We start from the raw sequence: 22,789 nt of genomic DNA, 5'->3' as shown, positions 1-22,789 counted from the left end.
AGTTCATGCATATTGGATCTGTAAAAAGCATCAAACTAGTTATCCTAGCAACTTATGCTTTTACAAGTAAATAACAAAACAAAAAAGGGTTTCTGTTAAGAAAACCACACTTTTTTTGAACGAACAGATTCTATAAGTTTTCCCGCATATGCTAAATTTATACATTCGTTATGTATTTTAGACATTTGCAGAAATTTAAACATTGGCATTTTATAATATTAACATGCCAAAAAATACGAGTCAATCTTTTTTAGCCCTTATAATATAGTAGCCTTTTTTCTTCTGCACGACGTCTACTTCATCAAAATGCTCTTCCATTTTTGCAGCTGCAGATGGAGCTCCCTGTTTTTTCTGAATCACAACCCAGAGTTCTCCGCCGGCGCGAAGATATTCATAGCTTTTTTCAAGAATTTCATGAACCACACTCTTCCCGGCTCTGATAGGCGGGTTTGTCAGGATCGCTGAATATTCTTTTCCTTTTACATGCTCGAACAAGTTGCTTTGAAAAATTTCGGCATTTGAAATTTGATTTAGTTCCGCATTTTCTTTTGCAAGTTCAACGGCTCTGGAATTAACATCAGCCATGTCTACATCACGGCTTGGCCATTTTTTCGCAAGCGCGAGGCCTATTGGGCCATAGCCGCAGCCCATATCCAGAATCTTTCCGTCTGCTTCCGGCATTTCAAAAGCCTCGATCAGCACTTTTGATCCGAAATCAACTTCATTTTTTGAAAATACACCTGAATCACTTCGAAAGGTAAAGGAATGGCCAGCCAGATCATAGGTCCAGCTTTTCTTATTGCTTTGAACAGTAGGATTCTCAGAGTAGTAATGATCACTCATCATGTTACCTCCTTTTAGGAGCTGGGAGTTTATTCTATCATTTAGGGGAAGCTGCTTGCCATAAATTAGCCCGCGCTCTAATAAGGATGTTGCCTTCTTAGGAAGAAAAAAGCCCGCTATTAGCAGCGGGCTTTATCTTATATAGAAAGGAATTACTTAATTTCTACGCCAGCGCCAACTTCTTCAAGTTTAGCTTTAAGCTCTTCAGCTTCTTCTTTAGCAATGCCTTCTTTAACTGGTTTCGGTGCGTTGTCAACCATTTCTTTCGCTTCTTTAAGTCCAAGACCTGTGATTTCACGAACCACTTTGATAACTTTGATTTTTGAAGCTCCAGCAGATGCAAGGATAAGATCGAATTCAGTTTGCTCAGCAGCAGCTTCGCCAGCTCCAGCTCCACCCATCATAGCAACAGGAGCAGCAGCAGTAACACCAAATTCTTCTTCGATAGCTTTAACAAGATCGTTTAGTTCTAGAACTGTCATGCTTTTGACAGCTTCAATGATTTGTTCTTTAGACATTATATTTTCCTCCTTATTTTTCAATCAGTTTTTTTATAGTAATACGGGCTTAAGCGCCTTGTTCTTCTTTTTGCTCAGCAACTGCTTTGCTGACAAGAGCCAGGTTGCGGATTGGAGCTTGAAGAACGCTAAGCAACATAGAAAGCAAGCCTTCGCGTGAAGGAAGTTCAGCAAGAGCTTTAATTTCCTCAGCAGATACAACGTTACCTTCAACAACACCAGCTTTGATTTCCAAAGCTTCGTTCTTTTTCGCGAAGTCGTTCAAGACTTTTGCAGGAGCTACTACGTCTTCTGTGCTGAACGCGATCGCATTCGGTCCAGTTAGAGCGTCGTTAAGTTCCGTAAGCTCAGCTTGTTCAACCGCACGGCGAGTCATCGTGTTTTTGTAAACTTTGAATTCTACGCCAGCTTCACGAAGAGTTTTACGAAGTTCAGTCACTTGACCTACTGTCAGTCCGCGGTAGTCAACTACGATAGTAGATTTGCTGTCGCGGAATTTAGTTGTGATTTCATCAACGATTTGTTTCTTTGTTTCGATAATGCTGCTCATTGTTACACCTCCTGTAGAATGATTGACATTATACCGTTTGTGTTCGCATGAAAAAGCCTCCATGCTAGACATGGAGGCGCCGTTTATACATGAACAATGCTGATCTGTACAATATGGTCACACCTCGGCAGGGAATTAAGCCATTAGCGGCACCTGCTGTCTGCGGTATAATTCTCTTATTGAGTTGTCGTTTTAATAACAAAGTGAATTATATACGAACTTCCATAAGAAGTCAATAATTATTTTACAGAGAAGCTAGCAGAATCAACTTTGACTCCAGGGCCCATAGTGGACGTTACTGCAACACTCTTCATGTAAGTGCCTTTTGCAGCCGCTGGTTTTGCTTTAAGCAATGTGTCAAAGATTGTTTTGAAGTTTTCAACAAGCTTGTTGTCTTCGAATGAAACTTTACCGATAGGTACGTGGATGATACCGGCTTTATCAACACGGTATTCAACTTTACCAGCTTTGATTTCATTAACAGCTCTTTCAACTTCAAAAGTTACAGTTCCAGTTTTCGGGTTCGGCATTAGGCCTTTTGGTCCCAATACGCGTCCAAGCTTACCAACTTCACCCATCATATCAGGAGTAGCAACGATTACATCAAACTCAAACCAGCCTTGCTGAATTTTCGTGATGAATTCGGAATCTCCAACATAATCTGCTCCTGCAGCTTCTGCTTCTTTCGCTTTTTCGCCTTTAGCGAAAACCAAAACTTTTTGAGTTTTACCAGTTCCGTTTGGAAGCACAACTGCTCCGCGGATTTGCTGGTCATTTTTACGAGGGTCTACTCCAAGACGGAAAGCAACCTCTACTGTTGCGTCAAACTTTGCAGTGTTTGTTTTCTTAGCCAGTTCAACAGCCTCTGTAACAGGGTAAGCTTTAGAACGGTCTACAAGCTTTGCAGCTTCTACATATTTCTTGCCTTTTTTAGCCATTTTAAATGTCCTCCTTATGTGGTTTTAGCGGAAATAACCTCCCACAGGTAAAAGCGCAGCCGTCCGGGAAACCCGGCCAGTGCGTTCGGATGGGGCAAAAACAATGCCTGATCCATCCAGGTCACAAATCTGTAAACGAGAATAAAGGCTGCGAACTTGTTAATCCAAACCCGCAACCCTTAAGCATCATCAATTAGTCTTCGATCACAATTCCCATGCTGCGCGCAGTACCTTCAACCATCAACATAGCCGCTTCAACGCTTGCTGCGTTTAAGTCAGGCATTTTTGTTTCAGCGATTTCACGTACTTTGTCACGCTTAACAGTAGCCACTTTATTACGGTTTGGTTCACCAGAACCAGACTCAATTCCAGCTGCTTTCTTAAGCAATACAGCAGCAGGCGGAGTTTTTGTAATAAATGTGAAGGAACGATCTTCAAAAACAGTGATTTCAACTGGGATAATCAACCCAGCTTGTTCAGCTGTGCGTGCGTTAAATTCCTTACAGAATCCCATGATATTCACACCAGCTTGACCCAATGCGGGACCTACTGGAGGAGCCGGATTCGCTTTGCCGGCAGGGATTTGCAATTTAACCATTTTAATTACTTTTTTAGCCACGAGACACACCTCCTTAAGTCCGTGATGTGGTAATAGGGCCTTGCCCTCCCACTCATAACCTCATTCTTTATGTGAATGATTAGGAATAAAATCAAGTTATCTGTCCCACTTTGAGTGAGACACACTGACTTATGAAATATTATCACTTTTCCCAATCTATTTCAAGTTATTTTCTGATTATAATTTATCCACTTGAGAGAATTCAAGTTCAACAGGTGTTTCACGGCCGAACATGTTCACTAGAACTTTAACTTTTTGCTTGTCATGATCGATGTCTTCAATAACACCGGTAAAGTTTGCAAATGGCCCCTCAATTACTTTAACCGTTTCTTTCAGCTCAAAGTCGATTTCAACACGGCGCTCATCCATACCCATGCGCTTAAGAATCACTTCGACTTCTTCAGGAAGAAGTGCCGTCGGCTTAGAACCGGAACCGGCAGAGCCAACGAATCCTGTTACACCCGGTGTATTCCGTACAACATACCATGAATCGTCTGTCATAACGATTTCAACCAATACATAGCCAGGGAACACCTTTTTCTTTACAACTTTCTTTTTACCATTCTTAATATCTGTTTCTTCCTCTTCAGGAACTACGACTCTGAAAATCTTGTCTTGCATTGCCATTGATTCAACACGCTTTTCAAGATTCGCTTTTACTTTATTCTCGTATCCGGAATACGTGTGAACAACATACCAATTTTTCTCCATACAGTCAGGACCTTTGTCCTTCCCTCCCCGCATTAATCAGTTTTATATGATGAATCTGCTGCGCTTGTCCCGTATGTAAGCAGGAAGCGCAACTTTTTTGCAAATTAAAAAACCCGCTGAACGGGTCTTTTTTCGAACAAAGCTGTGGATTATCATTTATTATAACACGGTAAATCCAGTTTTATTCAACAATCAGCCAACAATTAATCGAACTAGCTCAGAAATGCCCAAGTCCACGACTGCGAAAAACACAGCTGCGAAGACAACGGTTGCGATAACAACGATCGTATATCTAGTAAGCTCTTTGCCTTTTGGCCAGCTTACTTTTTTCATTTCACGACCGACATCCCCGAAGAAATTAGTAATACGTCCCATTTCGTTACCTCCAAAAATAAAGAAAATGCTCAAATGGCCTTTCCGGCTTTCTTTCTAATTTGAAAGAGGATGGCAGGCTCCGGTCGGACCTTCGATTGTAGCTTCGCCTATCAGCGCTGGAAAATAAAAACTGGCAAGAGTGATATAAGTCCTATTTCGTTTCGCGGTGGTTCGTATGCGCATTGCACGTACCGCAGAATTTCTTCATTTCCAAGCGCTCTGTTGTGTTAGAAGTGCTTTTCATCGTTGTATAGTTGCGGCTGCCGCATTCTGTACAGCCTAAAACTACTTTTTTTCGCATACTGAACACCTTCCGCCATGTTTCATATTCCTACAAAATGTATCATAGCGTGGTTTTTCCTGTCAATAAAGGATCGAATTTGTCACATGCTCAGTTCGCGCAGCTCTAAATATCTTTCAAGCTTTCTTTTCACCCGCTGAAGGGCATTGTCAATTGACTTAACGTGGCGGTTCAGTTCTTCAGAAATCTCCTGATAGGACCTTCCGTCCAGATAAAGGGACAGCACTTTTCTTTCAAGATCACTCAATAGCTCAGCCATCTTTACTTCAATATCGTCAAACTCTTCCTGATTGATAAACAACTCTTCAGGATCCATAATTTTGGCTCCGGATATGACATCCATCAATGTCCGGTCCGATTCGTCATCATAAATAGGCTTGTCCAGAGAAACATAGGAGTTAAGCGGAATGTGTTTTTGGCGGGTTGCTGTTTTGATAGCGGTAATGATTTGGCGGGTTATGCATAGTTCTGCAAAAGCTTTGAATGAGGTAAGCTTGTCCTCCTTAAAGTCCCGAATCGCTTTATAAAGCCCAATCATGCCTTCTTGAACGATATCTTCCCTGTCAGCTCCGATAAGAAAGTAAGATCTTGCTTTGGCCCTGACAAAATTTCGGTACTTTGTAATCAAATAATCCAGTGCATCACTATCTCCATTATGAACTAACTCTACAATCTGCTCATCGTCCAGAAACTGAAATTCTTCCTTGCTGAGATACCCCTTGCTGATTTGTGTATTCAAGCCGATCCCCCCGACCGCACATAGATAGCCATATTATACAGCACAAAATTTGGAATCGCAATATGATTACAGGTCTCCGCGACGCCATTTCTCAAAGGTTTTTATGACATCTTCCGACAAAGAAATCTTCGATGGAGGCCGTTCATTTTCCATACGCTTCACTTTTTTCTTGATGCTTTTTTCAATCGCTTCCATTTCATTCAGCAGCTCTCTTGCCGATTTACGCAATGCCCCCTGTCCAAAAATGGCCCATTGTTCCGTATAGTCCGAAGTGGCTACATGAATCTGTGTCCGGATATCATTCAATTCAGAAGCAAGCTTTTCAATTCGTTCATCCGCTGTTTCATTTTCTTTCGTAAAAATCACTTCTACCCGATAATTTCTGTGTTTCTTTTCAATTCCTTTAACAAGGTGTGCATCAAAGACGATGATGACCCTGTATTTGGTGAAAGCTTGGTATTCCGCCATTTTTTGAATGAGAAGATCTCTGGCCTGTGCAAAATAGTCTTTTTTCAGGACTCTCAGCTCAGGCCAGGCACCGATGATGTTGTATCCATCCACGAGCAGAATGTTCATTTCCGTTAGCTCCCAAGCGGATGACGCTTCCTGAATACCTCATACATCAGCAGGCTTGCTGCGACAGAAGCATTTAGAGAAGTAACATGCCCGGCCATAGGAAGGTTAACCAGAAAATCACACTTTTCCTTCACAAGGCGGCTGACTCCTTTTCCTTCACTGCCAATGACAAGTCCGATGGGCATGGTCCCGTCCAATGTCCGGTAATCATCTGAACCTTTCGCATCCGTTCCGGCAATCCAGACTCCTTTTTCTTTTAATTCTTCGATGGCGCGGGCAAGATTCGTTACTCTTGCAACAGGCACATATTCAATGGCTCCAGTTGAAGCCTTTGCTACCGTTGCAGTCAGGCCGACCGCCCTCCGTTTCGGAATGACGATGCCGTGAGCGCCAACTGCATCTGCCGTTCTCATGATCGATCCAAGGTTATGAGGATCCTCAAGCTCGTCCAGGATCAGAACAAAGGGAGCCTCTCCCTTTTCTTCAGCTGCTTTGAGCATATCATCTATGTCAGCATACTCATAGGCCGCAACCTGCGCGACAAATCCCTGGTGGTTCCCTTCTACCATTTGATCAAGCTTTCTTTTAGGCACGGTTTGGATGATGATGCCTCTTTCTTTCGCAATACCTGTAATTTGGAGGGCTGATCCTTTAACAGAATTCTCCGCCATCCACAATTTGTTGATTTCTCTCTCGGATCTCAGTGCTTCAAGCACTGGATTCCGGCCGATAATGTAATCTTCATGATTCATCCGTTGTGCCTCCTTTCTTCCAGTAACTTTATCGCTTCTTCAGCAATTTCGTGGAGCCTGTCCTCTTTTTTCTCTAAAAAAAGGAATCCGATCAGCGCCTCAAAGGAGGTACTGTATTTATACGTGATCATATCTGTATTTTTTGGAACAGTGCCCGATTTTGCGTTCCTTCCCCTCCGGAGGACCTCAAGCTCCTCCTCTGAAAAAAAGGCTGCTTCACTCAAAATTTTCAGCGCCTCTGCCTGCGCTTTTGCTGATACAAAAGCCTTTGCATAGCGGTGCAAATCGTTCGGCCGTCCCAATCCTTTTGCAAGAAGGTGATGCCGTATGTATACTTCATACACGGCATCTCCCATATAAGCAAGGGCAAGGCTGTTCAGCTGCCTCGCGTTTTTTATCTTTTCTAGCTCAAGCATACAGTTATCCTCTTTTCCATCTGGTTCCTTGCGCTGTATCTTCTAAAATGATGTTCATTTCTTTTAGCTGATCGCGGATCTGATCGGATAAAGCAAAATCACGGTCTGCACGGGCCTGGATCCGCTTTTGAATCAGCGCATCAATCTCTTCGTCAAGCAATCCCTGTTCACCAAATGAAATCCCGATGACTTCAGCTAATGCATTGAATTCCATAAGCAGGGCATCAATGACTTCCTCGGCTGTATTCGTTTCCTTCAAGTAATAGTTTGACAGCTTCGCTAAATCGAATAGAACAGAGATTCCATTCGCTGTGTTGAAGTCATCGTCCATCTCCTTGATAAAGGTTTCGCGCAGGTCCTTTATTTTAAGGAGCCATTCACTATTATCCCCGGTAAGGTTTGAACTGCTTTCTCTGCGGTGCTTCAAATTGGTGTATGACGTTTTCAGGCGATCAAACGCATTTTTCGTATTCTCAAGCAATTCTGCCGAGTAGTTAATTGGATGACGGTAGTGTACGGAAAGAATGAAGAACCTCAGCAGCTGCGGATCGTATTCTTTAATGATGTCGTGCACCAGAACAAAGTTTCCGAGAGATTTCGACATTTTTTCATTATCAATGTTGATATATCCATTATGAAGCCAGTATTTGGCGAAAGGTTTTCCGGTGAAAGCTTCGGATTGGGCGATTTCATTTTCATGATGCGGGAAGGTAAGGTCCTGACCTCCTGCATGAATATCGATGCTGTCACCCAAATATTTGCGTGCCATCGCCGAGCACTCAATATGCCAGCCTGGACGGCCTTTCCCCCACGGACTATCCCAAGAAATTTCACCTTCTTTAGCTGCTTTCCACAGGACGAAATCAAGAGCATCCTGTTTTTTCTCGCCAACCTCAATCCTAGCTCCGGAACGAAGTTCGTCAATCGACTGATGAGAAAGCTTACCATATCCTTCAAAGGCACGGGTCTTGTAATAAACGTCGCCTCCGGACTCGTAGGCGAACCCCTTTTCAATCAGTGCTTCTACAAACTCAATGATGATGTCCATGTTTTCGGTAACACGCGGATGTACATCCGCATGACTGCAGCCGAGGGCAGTTACATCTTCAAAATAGGCATCGATAAAGCGATCTGCAATCGTTGGGACATCCTCGCCAAGTTCATTCGCTGCTTTAATCAGTTTATCGTCTACATCTGTGAAATTTGAAACAAATTGGACGTCGTAGCCGCGGAACTCCAGGTATTTTCGAACCGTGTCATATACGATAGCCGGACGGGCGTTCCCTATATGAATGTAGTTGTATACAGTCGGACCGCACACATACATTTTTACCTTGCCTTCCTCAAGCGGTTTAAAATCTTCCTTTTTGCGAGTCAGCGTGTTGTAAAGCCTGATGCCCATTTTCGTTCTTCCCTTCTTTTACTATTTCAAGTTCAGCTTTTAATTTTAGTATTTCAGCTTCTAATGTTCTAAATTTATCAGATACGGGATCCGGCAGATCCGTATGATTCAAATCCCGTTTTATTTTTTTGCCGTTGCGGATCACGACGCGTCCCGGTATTCCGACGACCGTAGAGTGATCAGGCACATCCTGAAGGACGACAGATCCCGCTCCGATTTTGGAATTCTCCCCTATTGTAATCGAACCGAGAACTTTTGCTCCTGTTGCAATCAGCGCATTATCCATAATTGTCGGGTGGCGCTTCCCTTTTTCTTTCCCTGTTCCGCCCAAGGTTACCCCTTGAAAGACCGTGACATTGTCGCCGATTTCACACGTTTCTCCAATCACGACCCCCATGCCGTGATCAATGAAAAAACGCCGCCCGATTTTAGCTCCGGGATGAATCTCAATTCCGGTGAAGAAACGGCTGATCTGTGAAATAGCCCTTGCCGCAAAATACAGCTTCCGCTTATAAAATGCATGGGCAAGCCGATGCGCCCATACGGCGTGTAATCCTGAGTATGTCAGAAGGACTTCCAGATAGCTTCGTGCGGCGGGATCCTGGTCAAAAACAACGTCTACATCTTCCTTCAGCAGCTTAAACAATGTCTCCCCTCCTGTTTTTCTCTTTTCTTATAAGCATCTTGAAGCAATGGTGTACGGTGGCGCTAGAACCGGTCATTTTCTGCATAAAAAAAGACGCCTCTGTATACGGACAGAGACGCCTTTATGCGCGGTTCCACTCTGTTTAGGGCGATTTCTTTAGACCAGCCCTCAACTTTAGGCTCCTTAACGCGGAGCGAACGCTTTTGCTTACTGAAACGGTTCGGCAAAAGACTCAGGAGGTGCAATTCAAGAACAGCTTCACTTCAACCTCTCTCAGCCATGGAGGTTTTCTCTGGAAAGGAAATCCGTTCTCTACTATCCTCTTCAACGTTTTAAAATATTATCTATACTATATTATATTTTATTCAAAATGTTAACGCATTAAACTTGCAAGACGGGATAAAACTTTCTCCTTACCGATTAATTCAATCGACTGAGGAAGTTCAGGACCGTGAGTTTGGCCAGTAACCGCAACACGGATTGGCATAAAGAGCTTTTTCCCTTTATGGCCTGTTGCTTTTTGAACAGCTTTAATGGACGCCTTAATTTCATCCGCGGTGAAGGAATCAAGCTTTTCAAGCTCTTCTTTGAAGGCGGCCATAACTTCCGTCACCTGTTCTTCATCAAGTACGCTTCTAGCTTCACGGTTGTATTCAAGCTCGTCCTTAAAGAATAGATCGGAAAGCTCAACAATTTCAGCTCCGAAGCTCATTTGCTCCTGGTAAAGGGCAATCAGCTTTTTCGCCCAGTCCAGTTCTTCAGCAGAAGGATTCCCGCTCACTTTTCCTGCTTTTACAAGGTGGGGAAGTGCAAGCTCTGTTATCGTTTCAAGATCGAGCTGCTTCATGTATTGATTGTTCATCCACGTCAGCTTTTGAGTGTCAAATACAGCCGGTGAAACAGAAAGACGGTTTGGATCAAAGATTTCAGTGAATTGTTCGCGGGAGAAGATCTCCTCTTCCCCTACCGGAGACCAGCCAAGCATAGCAATAAAGTTGAAAAGCGCTTCCGGCAAATATCCAAGATCCTTGTATTGCTCAATAAACTGGATAATGGATTCATCCCGCTTGCTCAGTTTTTTGCGGCTTTCATTTACAATTAGCGTCATATGGCCGAACACAGGCACATCCCAGCCCAGCGCATCGTAAATCATGATTTGTTTAGGTGTATTGGAAATGTGATCATCTCCGCGCAGGATGTGGGTAATTTCCATCAGGTGATCATCAGCCGCAACTGCGAAGTTGTAGGTAGGGGTTCCGTCCTTTTTCACGATAACAAAATCGCCGATTCCATCGGATTCAAAGGAAACCTCTTCCTTAACGATATCGTTGAACTTAATGATCTGTCCTTTTGGAACCCGGAAACGGATGCTAGGCTTACGTCCCTCGGACTCAAGCTTCGCACGATCTTCATCTGTCAGGTTTGCGCATTTTCCAGAGTAACGGGGCATTTCTCCGCGTGCTGTCTGCTCTTCACGCTCCTGCTCAAGCTCTTCCTCTGTACAATAGCATTTGTATGCGAGATTCTTTTCAAGAAGCTCTTCGTAATACTTCTTGTAGATCTCAGTTCGTTCAGACTGGCGGTATGGGCCGTACTCCCCGCCTACATCGACGCTTTCATCCCAATCCATGCCGAGCCATTTCAGATGCTTCAGCTGGCTTTCCTCGCCGCCTTCAATGTTTCTTTTTTTATCTGTATCTTCAATACGGATAATGAATTTTCCATTTTGGCTTCTTGCAAAAAGATAATTGAATAAAGCCGTTCTTGCATTACCGATATGTAAATGTCCGGTCGGACTTGGTGCATAGCGCACGCGGATTTCACTTGTCATTCTTATTTACCTCCACAGATCCCTTATTGTGTTTCACAATAATGTCTAAAATCGCAATGAATACCCTTATCTTATCATTATTTGGAATGCCGCACAAAGCGGATTATTCCTTGATAAGCAGGACGGCAGCCTGTGCCGCAATTCCTTCCTGGCGTCCGGTGAATCCGAGTTTTTCTGTAGTTGTTGCCTTCACATTCACTTGGGAAGGGTCTGCTTCCAGAAGAAAAGCAATTCTTTCCCTCATCTGAGCGATGTATGGAGCCATTTTTGGTTTTTGAGCGATGATCGTGCAGTCCGCATTTCCGAGTTTATAGCCTTTCTCTTTTACAAGATTCCATACATGCTGAAGCAGCTTCGCCGAGTCCGCATCTTTAAATTCAGGATCTGTATCCGGAAAATGTCTGCCGATATCGCCTTCGCCAATTGCGCCGAGGACAGCATCCGCAACTGTGTGAAGCAGAACATCTGCATCAGAATGTCCAAGCAGTCCTTTTTCATAGGGAATTTCGATTCCTCCGATAATTAATGGCCGGCCCTCTGTAAGCTGGTGAACGTCAAATCCCTGTCCGATTCGTATCATGATTTATTTCCCCTTTTCTTTGTTTAAGGATCGCCTCTGCAATAAGCAGATCTTCCGGTGTAGTCAGTTTCAGGTTTGCATAGGACCCTGTTATAACATGTACTTTCTGCTGCAGTCTTTCGATTAGACTGGCATCATCTGTTCCTTGATAATGATGCAGCTCGGCATCTTTATGGGCATGAAGGATTTCAGAAAGACGAAAAGCCTGTGGGGTTTGCACCGCCCACAAGCTTGATCGTTCAACTGTTTCCAGCACTTCTCCCTTTTCCACCCGCTTAATCGTATCTTTAACAGGTACGGCAAGTGTCGCCGCACCCTCCCGCTCAGCTGTTGCTGCAAGTTCCTGCAGGACCGGATACTCGATGAAGGGTCTGGCGCCGTCATGAATGAAAACAATCGGTTCCGATGCATGCTTTAGCCCATTGTATACACTCTCTTGACGCTCGGCACCGCCGCCTGCCATCTTTTTAATTTTGGAAAAGGAATAGCGCTCAATCATGTCCATGAATTCGTCCCGCTCTGCCTCGTTGATCACGAGGATGATTCCCGTACAGGAAGGGTCTGCTTCAAAAACGGTTAGTGTATGCGCAATGACCGGCTTGCCTTCAAGCTCGATAAATTGCTTATTCTTTCCCGCATTCATTCGCTTGCCTTGTCCCGCAGCCGGGATAACGACTTCATAGTTCATTTCGTTTCTCCTTACTTAAAGCGCTTTTTCAAGAAGCTTTGGTTTAGCAAAAATCATTCGTCCCGCAGAAGTCTGCAATACAGACGTTACAAGCACATCGATGTGCTTGCCGATGTAATTGCGGCCGTCTTCTACGACAATCATTGTTCCATCATCCAAATAAGCTACACCCTGGTTGTGTTCTTTCCCGTCTTTAATGACCTGCACCTTCATCTCTTCACCCGGAAGAACAACCGGCTTCACAGCATTAGCCAGATCATTAATGTTAAATACAGCTACATTTTGAAGCTCACAGACTTTATTCAAGTTAAAATCATTGGTTACGACAACACCGGAAGTCAGCTTAGCCAATTTTACAAGCTTGCTGTCCACTTCCTGAATCTCTTCAAAATCGCCTTCGTAAATCTCAACTTTGATAGCCAATTCTTTTTGAATGCGGTTTAAAATATCAAGACCCCTGCGGCCTCTGTTTCTTTTCAGCACATCGGATGAATCAGCAATATGCTGAAGCTCTCCCAGAACAAACTGCGGGATGACAATGGTGCCTTCAAGGAAACCAGTCTGGCAGATATCTGCAATCCTGCCATCAATAATAACGCTTGTATCGAGGATTTTCAGCTTCTTATCCTCATACTCTGTTTCATCTTCATTCGTACCCTTTTTCTTATTAATGCGTCCTGGCAATGAGAATAGGCCAATCAGTTCATCCTTCTTCTTAAATCCTACCTGAAATCCGAGGTAGCCCAACAGCAGGGTAAGAAAAACAGGAATGATCGTGCTGAACAGATACGGAATATCTTTAAACGGAATAACATTAACAAGAAGAAAAGCAATTATGAGTCCAAAAACCAATCCGAGACTTCCGAAAAGTACATCTGTTACCGGAGCTTTTACAAGGGACTCTTCCCACTTCTTAATCCAATTAACAGCGTAATCCACAAGCCAGAAAGTTGCCAGAAAGAAAATGACGGCTCCTAAAATCGCTAGTGTATACGGTGTATTTAAAAAAGGTATGTCCTGTAGATTCATAAGTTTTAGCAATGCGGGCATAAAAAAGATTCCCAATACTCCTCCTGTAATCAGAAAGAAGATTTGAACGATTCGCTGTAACATACCTTCACCTCCTTTTAACCATTATAAACAGAATACAAGAATTAAAACGTTCAGCCGTCATATTTTCAAAATTTGTAATAAGAATGAAAATAGACTGACATTTCATTTGGTTAAACAAAATAGTTATACCCTTTTTTAAGCCATTAGAAACCTCATCGGTCAATCAAAGACTGCTGCTGCATCCTTTTCAGGCCTTCTTTTATTTTTCTCGCTCTTATTTCACCTATGCCCTCCACCTCATCCAACTGTTCTACGGATGCGTGAAAGATAAGTTTCAGATTGAGAAATTTTGTCACAAGATTGTCAATAATGGATGGCGGCAGCCGCTGAATCTTGCTGAGAATCCGATAGCCTCTCGGCAAAATCTGCTCCTCCGTGTTCGTATAGTGAGGATGGCCAAGCAGCTTGAAAAGCACAGAGTCTTCCAGTAAATCAAAATTCGCCAGTTCCTGAAGCTGTTTAAGAACGGAGCGGGGATCCTGAAGACGGTTCAAGCTGTAGTCCTTAATAAGCAGCATCGTTTCGCCCTCAATATCCGTAACAAGCTCACTCATCTGAAGGCGGATCAGACGGCCCTCTGTCCCAAGCTCATTCACATACGTAATAATTTCGTTTTTGATCCGCAGCACCATCTCAATCCGGTGGAGAACATGCAGCACTTCTCCATAGGTCACAAGCTCTTCAAACTCCAGTGCATTCAGGCTTGCAATCGATTGATCGAAAACCGTTTTATATTTCTCAAGAGTTTGGATTGCCTGATTGGCTTTCACTAAAATGACTCCTATGTCCCGAAGAGAGTATTTATGCTCCCCATGATAAAGGGTGATGACATTTCTGCGCTGGGATATCGCAATTACCAGGCAGCCAGACTGCTTAGCTACCCGTTCTGCCGTCCTGTGCCTCATGCCAGTCTCAGATGATGGAATCGACGAATCAGGGACGAGCTGTGCATTGGCAAAAAGAATCTTTTGTCCTGAGTCACTTAAGATGATAGAGCCGTCCATTTTCGCGAGCTCGTACAAATGAGCAGGAGAAAATGGAGAATGAATATAAAAACCGCCATCCACAAGATCCTTTACTTTTTCATTGTATCCCAGCACAATCAATCCGCCGGTTTTGGCTCTGAGCACATTCTCAATTCCCTCGCGGATTGGTGTTCCCGGAGCTATGAATCTCAAAATATCTTTTAAATATCTGGCAGATTTCTGCTTATCCAACATGCTGATCATCCCCCCAGTGAATGCTGCAAGGCTTCCGCTACGCTTTTAACTCCAATAATTTTAATGCCAGGCGGCGGCGTCCAGCCTCCAATATTGGCTTCCGGCAGAATCACCCGTTTAAAGCCAAGCTTTGCTGCCTCCTGAACTCTTTGTTCAATTCTCGAGACTCTTCTCACCTCACCGGTCAAACCGACTTCGCCGATAATGATATCCATCGGATTGGTCGGCACATCACGGAAGCTCGAAGCAATGCTTACTGAAACAGCAAGATCGATAGCCGGTTCATCCAGCTTAACTCCGCCCGCTACTTTTAAATAGGCATCCTGGTTTTGAAGAAGCAGACCCACGCGCTTTTCAAGAACCGCCATCAAAAGAGGCACCCGGTTATGATCAATGCCCGTTGCCATTCTTCTCGGATTTCCAAAACTTGTGGGAGAGATTAATGCTTGTATTTCGACGAGGACAGGCCTCGTTCCTTCCATCGATGCAACAACTGTTGAACCGGCAGCCCCTTTTGACCTTTCCTCAAGGAATATTTCCGATGGATTCAGCACTTCAGCTAGACCTGCTTCCTTCATTTCAAAAATTCCCATCTCATTTGTGGACCCGAAACGATTTTTTACGGCACGGAGAATCCGGTATGTATGATGGCGTTCGCCTTCAAAATACAGAACCGCATCCACCATATGCTCAAGCAGACGCGGACCCGCTATGGAGCCTTCCTTTGTAACGTGGCCTACAATAAAAATCGCAATTCCCTTCGTCTTTGCAATTCTCATTAATTCTGCGGTACATTCCCTTACCTGTGAAACACTTCCGGGTGCAGAGGTGATCTCACTCTGATACACAGTTTGGATGGAATCAATCACGACAAAAGCCGGCTCGGATTCATCAATGGCTTTCGTGATAAATTCCATGTCAGTTTCAGCCAAAACGAGAAGCTCATCTGATGAAACATCAAGACGGTCAGCCCGAAGCTTTGTCTGTTTAACCGATTCCTCTCCTGATATATAAAGCACACGGTTACCCAAATCAGCAAGCTGCGAGGATACTTGCAGCAGCAAAGTGGATTTCCCTATACCGGGATCTCCCCCAATCAAAACAAGAGAACCCTTTACAATTCCGTTGCCCAGGACCCGGTTTAATTCCTTCATTTTTGTCATAATGCGCGGTTCTGATGATGTTTCGATTTTTGTTATGGGAGAAGCCTTTTGAGCGGTCTGAGCGGAATGCTGAAAGGCGGTTCTTCTGGAGCCTGTTCCCGTACCTGTTTTAAACGTTTCTTCGTTCATCGTATTCCATGCGCCGCATCCGGGACATTTCCCCATCCATTTCGCAGACTCATAGCCGCATGACTGGCACATAAATTTCGTTTTCGTTTTTGCCATAGTCCAACCTCTCTTTTTATAAAGAAAGCGAGGCATACGGAATAAAATGTATGCCTCTGCTTCAACATGCTATTGATTTAATTTTTCTGCCTGTTTTACCACAAAATCATTGCCTTCTACGTCCAGCGTAATGCTTTGGCCCTTATCAATATTGCCTTTGAGCAATTCTTCAGATAGACGGTCCTCTACATGCTTCTGAATCGCTCTGCGAAGAGGTCTCGCCCCATACTCAAGGTCTACGCCTTCCTCTGTGATTTTCTCAATGGCAGCGTCTGTAAGCGACAGGGACAGATCCTGTTCAGCTAGACGTTTTGTAAGCTGACTGGACATAAGCGTAACGATTTCTTTTAAGTGTTTTTTCTCCAGGGAGTGGAACACGATAATCTCGTCAATCCGGTTAATGAATTCAGGACGGAACGCTTTTTTCAGCTCGCCCATAACTTTACCCTTCATGTCTTTGTAGTTCTGATTTTCATCCTGAACGTTGAAGCCGACATATTTATTGCGTTTCAGTTCGCTTGCTCCTACGTTGGATGTCATGATCAGAATAGTATTTCTGAAATCGACCGTTCTTCCTTTTGAATCCGTCAAGCGGCCGTCCTCAAGAACTTGAAGCAGGATGTTAAAGACGTCCGGATGGGCCTTTTCAATCTCATCCAGAAGGACAACGGAATAAGGCTTGCGACGAACCTTCTCTGTCAGCTGGCCGCCTTCTTCATACCCTACATATCCAGGAGGAGAACCTACCAGACGGGAGGTTGAATGCTTCTCCATGTATTCCGACATATCAATGCGGATCATGGCATCCTCGTCGCCAAAAATAGATTCTGCAAGAGCACGTGCAAGCTCTGTTTTACCTACACCTGTTGGTCCAAGGAAAACGAATGATCCAATTGGACGCTTAGGATCCTTCAAGCCGGCTCTCGCCCTGCGGACAGCCTTGGCTACTGCCACTACAGCTTCATCCTGGCCGATTACACGGGAGTGCAGAAGCTGTTCCATGTTCAGAAGCTTATCTGTTTCAGTCTGGGCAAGGCGTGATACAGGAACTCCTGTCCAGTTGGATACGACCATTGCAATATCCTCAACCGTGACTTCTGAATTTTCCTGGCCTTGCTTTTCTTTCCACGTTTTCTTCGTTTCATCCAGCTGTTCACGAAGTCTTTGCTCTGTATCCCTTAAAGAAGCTGCCTTTTCGAATTCCTGGCTCTGTACGGCTGCATCCTTTTCTTTTCTTACTTCCTCAAGCTTCATCTCTAATTCTTTCAAATTAGGAGGTGTAGTGAAGGAACGCAGTCTCACTTTAGAACCCGCTTCATCGATTAAATCGATTGCTTTATCCGGCAGGAAGCGGTCCGAGATATAACGGTCCGAAAGCTTAACGGCCGCATCAATCGCTTCATCTGTGATGGAAACACGGTGATGCGCTTCATAGCGGTCGCGAAGGCCGCTCAGGATTTGAATGCTTTCCGCTACAGTCGGTTCGTCAACTGTAATAGGCTGAAAGCGTCTCTCAAGTGCTGCATCTTTTTCTATATATTTACGGTATTCATCAAGAGTCGTAGCACCGATGCACTGAAGCTCGCCGCGTGCAAGGGACGGCTTCAGAATATTGGATGCATCAATCGCGCCCTCTGCTCCGCCTGCACCGATCAGTGTATGAAGCTCATCAATGAAAAGAATGATATTGCCTGCCTGACGGATCTCATCCATCACTTTTTTCAGGCGGTCTTCAAACTCCCCGCGGTATTTCGTTCCGGCAACAACCGTACCCATATCAAGTGTCATGACCCGCTTATCCCGAAGAATTTCCGGCACTTCATTTTGAACGATTTGCTGGGCAAGACCTTCAGCAATTGCGGTTTTACCTACACCCGGTTCTCCGATAAGGACAGGGTTGTTCTTCGTTCTGCGGCTTAGCACCTCAATAACACGCTGAATTTCCTTCCCGCGTCCGATAACCGGATCTAGGCTTCCTTCACGTGCAATCACCGTTAAATCGCGTGCCAGACTGTCTAAAGTCGGTGTATTGGCATTCGCCATTCCCCCGCCCGGATGGCCGGAAGAGGACTCATTGCTTCCGAGCAGCTGAAGAACCTGCTGCCTTGCTTTGTTTAAACTTACACCCAGATTATTAAGTACTCGAGCTGCTACTCCTTCACCTTCGCGGATTAGCCCAAGAAGGATGTGCTCTGTTCCTACATAGGAATGGCCAAGCTTGCGCGCTTCATCCATTGAAAGCTCAATAACCTTTTTAGCACGCGGAGTGTAATGGATCGTCTGTGAAATATCCTGGCCTCTGCCAATCAGACTTTCCACTTCTTTTTGAATTTTCTCTGAACCCAATCCAAGAGCATTCAAAGCTTTTGCAGCAATTCCTTCTCCTTCGCGTACAAGACCAAGAAGGATATGTTCTGTTCCAATATTGTTATGTCCCAGTCTAACGGCTTCTTCTTGAGCCAGTGCCAGTACTTTTTGCGCTCTCTCTGTAAATCTGCCGAACATCATACCTATCAGCCTCCATCTATCTCCATTTTTAAACGTTCACGAATTAATGCCGCTCTGCGGATATCCCGCTCATCCGGTGTCAGCCCAGTACCGGAATACTGCTGCAGAAAACCCGGCTGTGTTAAAATCATCAATTCATTTAAAATATTTTTGGAAACGTTTTGTATTAGTCCTAAATCAATTCCCAATCTAACATCGGATAAACATCTGGCTGTTTCTTTCGATTCAATAATTCTGCTGTTGGAAAGAATGCCATACGAACGGTAAATGCGATCCTCGAGCTGGATTTTGGATGCCTGAAGCACCGCTTCCCTTGCCGAACGTTCCTGGGCAATTAATTGCTGCACAACGCTGAGAAGATCCTCCGCTATATCCTCTTCCGACTTCCCGAGCGTGATCTGGTTTGAAATTTGAAACAGGTTACCTAAAGCTTCGCTGCCTTCCCCGTAAATTCCTCTAACAACCAGACCAAGCTGATTAATTGCCGGGACAATCCGGTTCATTTGCTTTGTCAAAGTGAGGGCAGGAAGATGCATCATAACAGAAGCTCTCATCCCGGTACCTACGTTCGTCGGACAGCTTGTCAGATAGCCTCGATTCTCATCAAAAGCATAATCTACCTCTTTTTCAATCCAGTCATCCAGCCTGCCTGCCACTTCAAGGGCCTCTTTTACCTGAAGACCCGGGAACAAACATTGTATTCGAATGTGATCCTCTTCATTCACCATGATACTCACTTCTTCATTAACAGAAAGCAGACATCCGGAGAAAGCGGAATCCTCTGCCAGACTCGGACTAATCAAATGCTTCTCCACCAATACCCTTTTTTGCACGGGCTCGAGCTCACTCATTTTCAGCAGAACGAAGGATCCGATATCTGGGAACGTCTGATTTGAAAACTGTTCTTCAAAAAGCGTAAGAATGTTCTGGAATTCTTCTTCTGATGCTAAGGTTGGAAAGCGGAACTGCTCAATGTTCCGGGCAAGTCTCACTCTGCTGCTCAATACGATATCTGAGTCCGGACCTTCCTGGCTCATCCACGCACTCATTGCATTGTTCATAAAATCCTGCAATGACATCTTAAGCCTCCTCCCCTCTATCGGCATTCATTTCTCTGACGATCGCTTTAATTTCGTCCCTGAGCTCGGCTGCTTTTTCAAACTCCTCTTGTGAAATGTGATGCTGCATCTGCTTCTTCAGCTCTTCCATTTTCTTTTGGAGATGAATGCTGCCTCCAATGCGCTTCGGAATTTTGCCTCCATGAGCAGTGTTGCCGCTATGAACCTTTCTTAAAATAGGCGTAATTTCACTTTTAAAAGTCCGATAGCAATCCGGACATCCGAATCGGCCAGCCTTCCCGAACTCTCGGAACGTCATCTTGCAGCGGGGGCATTGGCGAACTTCCTCTGCCCGATACATCGAGGATGCATCAGACTTCCCAAGCTTTGTTTCAAAATTCAGAAGTCCTGATAAAAGGGAATTGATTGAAAAGCCGCCGTCGCTTCCGAATACCATCATATTACTATTCTCTTTCGCACAATGTTCACAAATATGCACTTCTGCCTTTTCACCATTCACTACTTTGGTGAAATGAAACGTTGCCGGTCTTTCGTGGCACTCCTGACAAATCAATGAGGATCACCTGCCTTACGATTATTTATATTTAAGGGACGTCAGCATTGCCTTTAACATTCGTGACCGTAATTCGTCTCTTAAAGGCAAATCTACATAAAGCACTGAACGATCCATCACACTTATCATGATTTTCGCTTCACGCGGAGTAATGACCTGCTCTGCTGTCAGCCTAATAACAATATCCTCAGCAGATGCCTGGGAAATCCGGTCCCCCGCAAGCTCCAAAATCTGATCCAGAAGGTGGGCCTTATCATTGGATTGAACTTTAATAATCCTAATATAGCCTCCGCCCCCGCGCTTGCTTTCAACCATATATCCCCGTTCGACAGTAAAGCGGGTATTAATCACGTAATTAATCTGAGAGGGCACACACTGGAACTTATCGGCAATCTCGCTTCTCTTCAGTTCGACGATTTCCTCTTCACTCATATCGAGAACCTGCTTTAAATACTGCTCGATAATATCCGAAATGTTTCTCATCAAGCCTCCTCCTCACTTGACTTTGACTATATTTGACTAATATAAATATATGACGTACTCGCTTTTTTTTCAACTATTTCATTCGAGGAAGCTTTCCTTTACAGATCCAATCATCCCTTTTTCAACACTCTAGGGAATAAGCCGGTTCATTTTGATAAGTGCCGGGATTGTTTATGCTCATCTTATACACAGCCAAGTCATTGTGATCCAGTGCCCTAAGCACTTCCCCCAGACTTTCCTCCGGGTGCACCTTATTTTCATTCTTTCCCTTTCCTGCTTTTTATTAAAACTTCATTGCACACGATTCAGTAAAGAAAGGCTCATCCTGACAACAAAGGCTGTAAAACAGGCAAGCCTATACATCCCGGCCCTTATCACAAGTCCAAGGCAGTTCATGGGACACTGGTTTCCTGCTGCTAATAGCCAATTCAGTTAAGACACAGGGTGGAAACCGAGAATGATCGAACAGAGTATTGGGGAATTTCCAAATACTTTAAAAACCGTGAAGAGCAAGCAGCATCAGCAAACATGCAACCATACCAACAATTAAATGAGTTCTAAAACTTGCCGATACCCTTTCAATTCACATACTGCAACAAAAAAATTGAATTTGACAGCTGTAAATATAATTGGGATCATCATCGTAAATTCTTCAGATAGGATAATATCCATCATGGTTTCCATTAATCTGCACCTTCAAACTTTTATTCTTAAAAAATCATTCTAGTGGCATATCCTTTTTGAGAGAGGGAATTTTGAGTCACAGATAGAAGGCTTGGGTTAGGGAATGAATTATAGTTTGAGGGGGTGGCGGCCGGGGTTTTCTGATGTTGGAGGATGGAGATGGGTTTTGGGGAAGTAAATTGGGTGGATGTTGATTTTTCGAGTTGGTGGTTTAATGCTATCGGGAGTACTTTGAGCCTGCCAGGTACCTCCGGCTTGAGGAGTTGATAAGGGTGAGAATGAATTTTTTATTAAAACTCGCCTGTTTTTGCTCGAAATTGCTGAAATGGTTGGCAAAAAGACTCGGTGGGAGGAAAATGGCTATGAGGATGGAAAGGTATACGCTTGTTTCTGGTGCGGGAAGGGGGGAGGTGGCAAGATATCGGCTATTCTGGAGCGGATATCGACCGAAATTTGGATATATCGGCGATTATTTTGATATATCGTCCAAAATTTTAATATATCGACGATTATTTCGATATATCGACTAAAATAAGCGGATATCGACTTTTCGGGAGGGTTCGACAGAGATCGCAGCCGCCTCAATTCGTTGGATCCTCTTCCCCAGCCAGCATCATCCAGTACGGTCCGCCAGTCTCACTCTGTTAAAACTAAGTCCAGCCAAACATTAAGCTACTAATAAATACTAAGTTCAACTGAATCGAGTATTCCGCCTCCTTCTCCTTCCCTCTACTCTTGGCGTATCCCGAATTACGTATCCGCCACCCCGTCTTTCTCCCTCTATCCCAAGCGTATCCCTCAACCCCAAATCCCAATCGAGTAGGAGGGGGTGATTAACCCCCGACCTCTCACACCACCGTACGTACGGATCCGTATACGGCGGTTCGAAAGTTTATGAAACCACAATCGTTAATTGTTTTAATCCAAGTTGATTCCAGTACTTGTTAGGAAGGGCTTTGTGGAGAATGGGGTTCTTAGAATTCCGCCAATATCCCTTACGGGAGTTAGCTACTTCCCATGCCTTTCCTTTCTTTATCCCCAATTTCATTAGGTTCCGGCTTTTGGTTCTGATTATCTTCCACTCTTTCCACCGGCATGCGCGTAGCCTCCTTCTAATATGGCTGTCTGTTTCCTCCGCAAATTTCTTGCAGTCTGCCACTTTGAAGTAATTACCCCAGCCTTGGATGAGTTGGTTGATTTTGAGAATACGGTACTTCATAGAGACTCCCCAATTTCGGTTGGTCAGTCTCTTCAGCTTTTCCTCAAGTCTCCTTTT

The 22,789-nt window shown here is 44.2% G+C and carries 25 protein-coding genes and 2 other annotated features; all 25 genes read right to left on the bottom strand.

The window, feature by feature from the left end:
- Positions 1-240 precede the first annotated feature (240 nt).
- On the bottom strand, positions 241-843 hold the full coding sequence (locus tag AS29_RS05305; RefSeq protein ID WP_035406764.1) for a class I SAM-dependent methyltransferase: 603 nt from the start codon (positions 841-843) through the stop codon (positions 241-243).
- A gap of 152 nt (positions 844-995) precedes the next feature.
- Positions 996-1,361 carry a 50S ribosomal protein L7/L12 gene (gene rplL, locus AS29_RS05300; protein WP_035406761.1) on the bottom strand — a complete coding sequence of 122 codons (366 nt, stop codon included), beginning with the start codon at positions 1,359-1,361 and terminating at the stop codon, positions 996-998.
- A gap of 49 nt (positions 1,362-1,410) precedes the next feature.
- Positions 1,411-1,911, bottom strand: coding sequence for a 50S ribosomal protein L10 (rplJ, locus tag AS29_RS05295; RefSeq protein ID WP_035406758.1), 501 nt, complete (start codon positions 1,909-1,911; stop codon positions 1,411-1,413).
- Between the two features lie 40 nt (positions 1,912-1,951).
- Positions 1,952-2,095: a sequence feature (ribosomal protein L10 leader region), on the bottom strand.
- A 55-nt stretch (positions 2,096-2,150) separates the two neighbouring features.
- Entirely contained in the window at positions 2,151-2,849 is a 699-nt protein-coding gene (rplA, locus tag AS29_RS05290; protein ID WP_035406754.1) for a 50S ribosomal protein L1, read from the bottom strand.
- 193 nt (positions 2,850-3,042) lie between these two features.
- Positions 3,043-3,468: a 50S ribosomal protein L11 gene (gene rplK, locus AS29_RS05285; protein WP_035406751.1), complete on the bottom strand. Its 426-nt coding sequence runs from the start codon at positions 3,466-3,468 to the stop codon at positions 3,043-3,045.
- A 177-nt stretch (positions 3,469-3,645) separates the two neighbouring features.
- Positions 3,646-4,179 (bottom strand): transcription termination/antitermination protein NusG, encoded by a 534-nt coding sequence (gene nusG, locus AS29_RS05280; protein WP_035406748.1) that lies wholly within the window; start codon positions 4,177-4,179, stop codon positions 3,646-3,648.
- 192 nt (positions 4,180-4,371) lie between these two features.
- Positions 4,372-4,554 carry a preprotein translocase subunit SecE gene (gene secE / locus AS29_RS05275; RefSeq protein ID WP_035406745.1) on the bottom strand — a complete coding sequence of 61 codons (183 nt, stop codon included), beginning with the start codon at positions 4,552-4,554 and terminating at the stop codon, positions 4,372-4,374.
- Between the two features lie 151 nt (positions 4,555-4,705).
- Positions 4,706-4,855, bottom strand: a complete 150-nt coding sequence (rpmG, locus tag AS29_RS05270; protein ID WP_035406742.1) for a 50S ribosomal protein L33 — start codon at positions 4,853-4,855, stop codon at positions 4,706-4,708.
- 82 nt (positions 4,856-4,937) lie between these two features.
- Positions 4,938-5,594 carry an RNA polymerase sporulation sigma factor SigH gene (gene sigH / locus AS29_RS05265; protein WP_035406739.1) on the bottom strand — a complete coding sequence of 219 codons (657 nt, stop codon included), beginning with the start codon at positions 5,592-5,594 and terminating at the stop codon, positions 4,938-4,940.
- A gap of 66 nt (positions 5,595-5,660) precedes the next feature.
- Complete coding sequence (locus AS29_RS05260; protein WP_035406736.1) at positions 5,661-6,170, bottom strand: NYN domain-containing protein; 510 nt, start codon at positions 6,168-6,170, stop codon at positions 5,661-5,663.
- Positions 6,171-6,175: 5 nt separating this feature from the next.
- Entirely contained in the window at positions 6,176-6,922 is a 747-nt protein-coding gene (gene rlmB / locus AS29_RS05255) for a 23S rRNA (guanosine(2251)-2'-O)-methyltransferase RlmB (RefSeq protein WP_035406734.1), read from the bottom strand.
- On the bottom strand, positions 6,919-7,338 hold the full coding sequence (locus tag AS29_RS05250) for a Mini-ribonuclease 3 (RefSeq protein WP_035406730.1): 420 nt from the start codon (positions 7,336-7,338) through the stop codon (positions 6,919-6,921). Before AS29_RS05250 ends, rlmB begins: the two co-directional genes overlap by 4 nt.
- Positions 7,339-7,342: 4 nt before the next feature.
- Positions 7,343-8,740, bottom strand: a complete 1,398-nt coding sequence (gene cysS, locus AS29_RS05245) for a cysteine--tRNA ligase (RefSeq protein ID WP_035406727.1) — start codon at positions 8,738-8,740, stop codon at positions 7,343-7,345.
- Positions 8,691-9,386, bottom strand: a complete 696-nt coding sequence (cysE, locus tag AS29_RS05240) for a serine O-acetyltransferase (RefSeq protein WP_035406724.1) — start codon at positions 9,384-9,386, stop codon at positions 8,691-8,693. The genes cysS and cysE overlap by 50 nt, the downstream gene beginning before the upstream one ends.
- A gap of 108 nt (positions 9,387-9,494) precedes the next feature.
- Positions 9,495-9,723 (bottom strand) — a binding site (T-box leader).
- Positions 9,724-9,759: 36 nt separating this feature from the next.
- A complete protein-coding gene (gltX, locus tag AS29_RS05235; protein WP_035406721.1) occupies positions 9,760-11,217 on the bottom strand; it encodes a glutamate--tRNA ligase in 1,458 nt (485 codons plus the stop codon).
- A gap of 103 nt (positions 11,218-11,320) precedes the next feature.
- On the bottom strand, positions 11,321-11,797 hold the full coding sequence (gene ispF / locus AS29_RS05230) for a 2-C-methyl-D-erythritol 2,4-cyclodiphosphate synthase (protein WP_035406718.1): 477 nt from the start codon (positions 11,795-11,797) through the stop codon (positions 11,321-11,323).
- Positions 11,772-12,485 (bottom strand): 2-C-methyl-D-erythritol 4-phosphate cytidylyltransferase, encoded by a 714-nt coding sequence (ispD, locus tag AS29_RS05225; protein ID WP_051860640.1) that lies wholly within the window; start codon positions 12,483-12,485, stop codon positions 11,772-11,774. The genes ispF and ispD overlap by 26 nt, the downstream gene beginning before the upstream one ends.
- A gap of 15 nt (positions 12,486-12,500) precedes the next feature.
- A complete protein-coding gene (locus AS29_RS05220) occupies positions 12,501-13,598 on the bottom strand; it encodes a PIN/TRAM domain-containing protein (RefSeq protein WP_035406715.1) in 1,098 nt (365 codons plus the stop codon).
- Between the two features lie 152 nt (positions 13,599-13,750).
- Positions 13,751-14,818, bottom strand: coding sequence for a DNA integrity scanning diadenylate cyclase DisA (gene disA / locus AS29_RS05215; protein ID WP_035406713.1), 1,068 nt, complete (start codon positions 14,816-14,818; stop codon positions 13,751-13,753).
- Positions 14,819-14,823: 5 nt separating this feature from the next.
- On the bottom strand, positions 14,824-16,206 hold the full coding sequence (radA, locus tag AS29_RS05210) for a DNA repair protein RadA (RefSeq protein ID WP_035406710.1): 1,383 nt from the start codon (positions 16,204-16,206) through the stop codon (positions 14,824-14,826).
- A 69-nt stretch (positions 16,207-16,275) separates the two neighbouring features.
- Positions 16,276-18,714, bottom strand: a complete 2,439-nt coding sequence (clpC, locus tag AS29_RS05205; protein WP_035406707.1) for an ATP-dependent protease ATP-binding subunit ClpC — start codon at positions 18,712-18,714, stop codon at positions 16,276-16,278.
- Positions 18,715-18,719: 5 nt separating this feature from the next.
- Positions 18,720-19,793: a protein arginine kinase gene (locus AS29_RS05200; protein ID WP_035406704.1), complete on the bottom strand. Its 1,074-nt coding sequence runs from the start codon at positions 19,791-19,793 to the stop codon at positions 18,720-18,722.
- A 1-nt stretch (position 19,794) separates the two neighbouring features.
- Positions 19,795-20,346 (bottom strand): UvrB/UvrC motif-containing protein, encoded by a 552-nt coding sequence (locus tag AS29_RS05195; RefSeq protein ID WP_035406700.1) that lies wholly within the window; start codon positions 20,344-20,346, stop codon positions 19,795-19,797.
- Positions 20,347-20,367: 21 nt separating this feature from the next.
- Complete coding sequence (locus tag AS29_RS05190) at positions 20,368-20,829, bottom strand: CtsR family transcriptional regulator (RefSeq protein ID WP_035406697.1); 462 nt, start codon at positions 20,827-20,829, stop codon at positions 20,368-20,370.
- A 1,576-nt stretch (positions 20,830-22,405) separates the two neighbouring features.
- On the bottom strand, positions 22,406-22,789 hold a 384-nt coding region (locus tag AS29_RS05180), incomplete at its 5' end, for a group II intron maturase-specific domain-containing protein (RefSeq protein WP_035406691.1).

Origin of the sequence: Bacillus sp. SJS (genome assembly GCF_000732485.2) — a bacterium.
Lineage (GTDB): Bacteria > Bacillota > Bacilli > Bacillales > Bacillaceae > Metabacillus_B > Metabacillus_B sediminis.
Note: the sequence above shows the minus strand (reverse complement) of the source record. Positions and strands in the feature narration are given on the sequence as shown.

Bases quoted from the DNA above. Each gene is read 5' to 3' on its own strand.
- AS29_RS05305 (WP_035406764.1), bottom strand. From the start codon at position 843: ATGAGTGATCATTACTACTCTGAGAATCCTACTGTTCAAAGCAATAAG.
- rplL (WP_035406761.1), bottom strand. From the start codon at position 1,361: ATGTCTAAAGAACAAATCATTGAAGCTGTCAAAAGCATGACAGTTCTA.
- rplJ (WP_035406758.1), bottom strand. From the start codon at position 1,911: ATGAGCAGCATTATCGAAACAAAGAAACAAATCGTTGATGAAATCACA.
- rplA (WP_035406754.1), bottom strand. From the start codon at position 2,849: ATGGCTAAAAAAGGCAAGAAATATGTAGAAGCTGCAAAGCTTGTAGAC.
- nusG (WP_035406748.1), bottom strand. From the start codon at position 4,179: ATGGAGAAAAATTGGTATGTTGTTCACACGTATTCCGGATACGAGAAT.
- secE (WP_035406745.1), bottom strand. From the start codon at position 4,554: ATGGGACGTATTACTAATTTCTTCGGGGATGTCGGTCGTGAAATGAAA.
- rpmG (WP_035406742.1), bottom strand. From the start codon at position 4,855: ATGCGAAAAAAAGTAGTTTTAGGCTGTACAGAATGCGGCAGCCGCAAC.
- AS29_RS05260 (WP_035406736.1), bottom strand. From the start codon at position 6,170: ATGAACATTCTGCTCGTGGATGGATACAACATCATCGGTGCCTGGCCT.
- rlmB (WP_035406734.1), bottom strand. From the start codon at position 6,922: ATGAATCATGAAGATTACATTATCGGCCGGAATCCAGTGCTTGAAGCA.
- AS29_RS05250 (WP_035406730.1), bottom strand. From the start codon at position 7,338: ATGCTTGAGCTAGAAAAGATAAAAAACGCGAGGCAGCTGAACAGCCTT.
- cysS (WP_035406727.1), bottom strand. From the start codon at position 8,740: ATGGGCATCAGGCTTTACAACACGCTGACTCGCAAAAAGGAAGATTTT.
- gltX (WP_035406721.1), bottom strand. From the start codon at position 11,217: ATGACAAGTGAAATCCGCGTGCGCTATGCACCAAGTCCGACCGGACAT.
- ispF (WP_035406718.1), bottom strand. From the start codon at position 11,797: ATGATACGAATCGGACAGGGATTTGACGTTCACCAGCTTACAGAGGGC.
- ispD (WP_051860640.1), bottom strand. From the start codon at position 12,485: ATGAACTATGAAGTCGTTATCCCGGCTGCGGGACAAGGCAAGCGAATG.
- AS29_RS05220 (WP_035406715.1), bottom strand. From the start codon at position 13,598: ATGTTACAGCGAATCGTTCAAATCTTCTTTCTGATTACAGGAGGAGTA.
- disA (WP_035406713.1), bottom strand. From the start codon at position 14,818: ATGTTGGATAAGCAGAAATCTGCCAGATATTTAAAAGATATTTTGAGA.
- radA (WP_035406710.1), bottom strand. From the start codon at position 16,206: ATGGCAAAAACGAAAACGAAATTTATGTGCCAGTCATGCGGCTATGAG.
- clpC (WP_035406707.1), bottom strand. From the start codon at position 18,714: ATGATGTTCGGCAGATTTACAGAGAGAGCGCAAAAAGTACTGGCACTG.
- AS29_RS05200 (WP_035406704.1), bottom strand. From the start codon at position 19,793: ATGTCATTGCAGGATTTTATGAACAATGCAATGAGTGCGTGGATGAGC.
- AS29_RS05190 (WP_035406697.1), bottom strand. From the start codon at position 20,829: ATGAGAAACATTTCGGATATTATCGAGCAGTATTTAAAGCAGGTTCTC.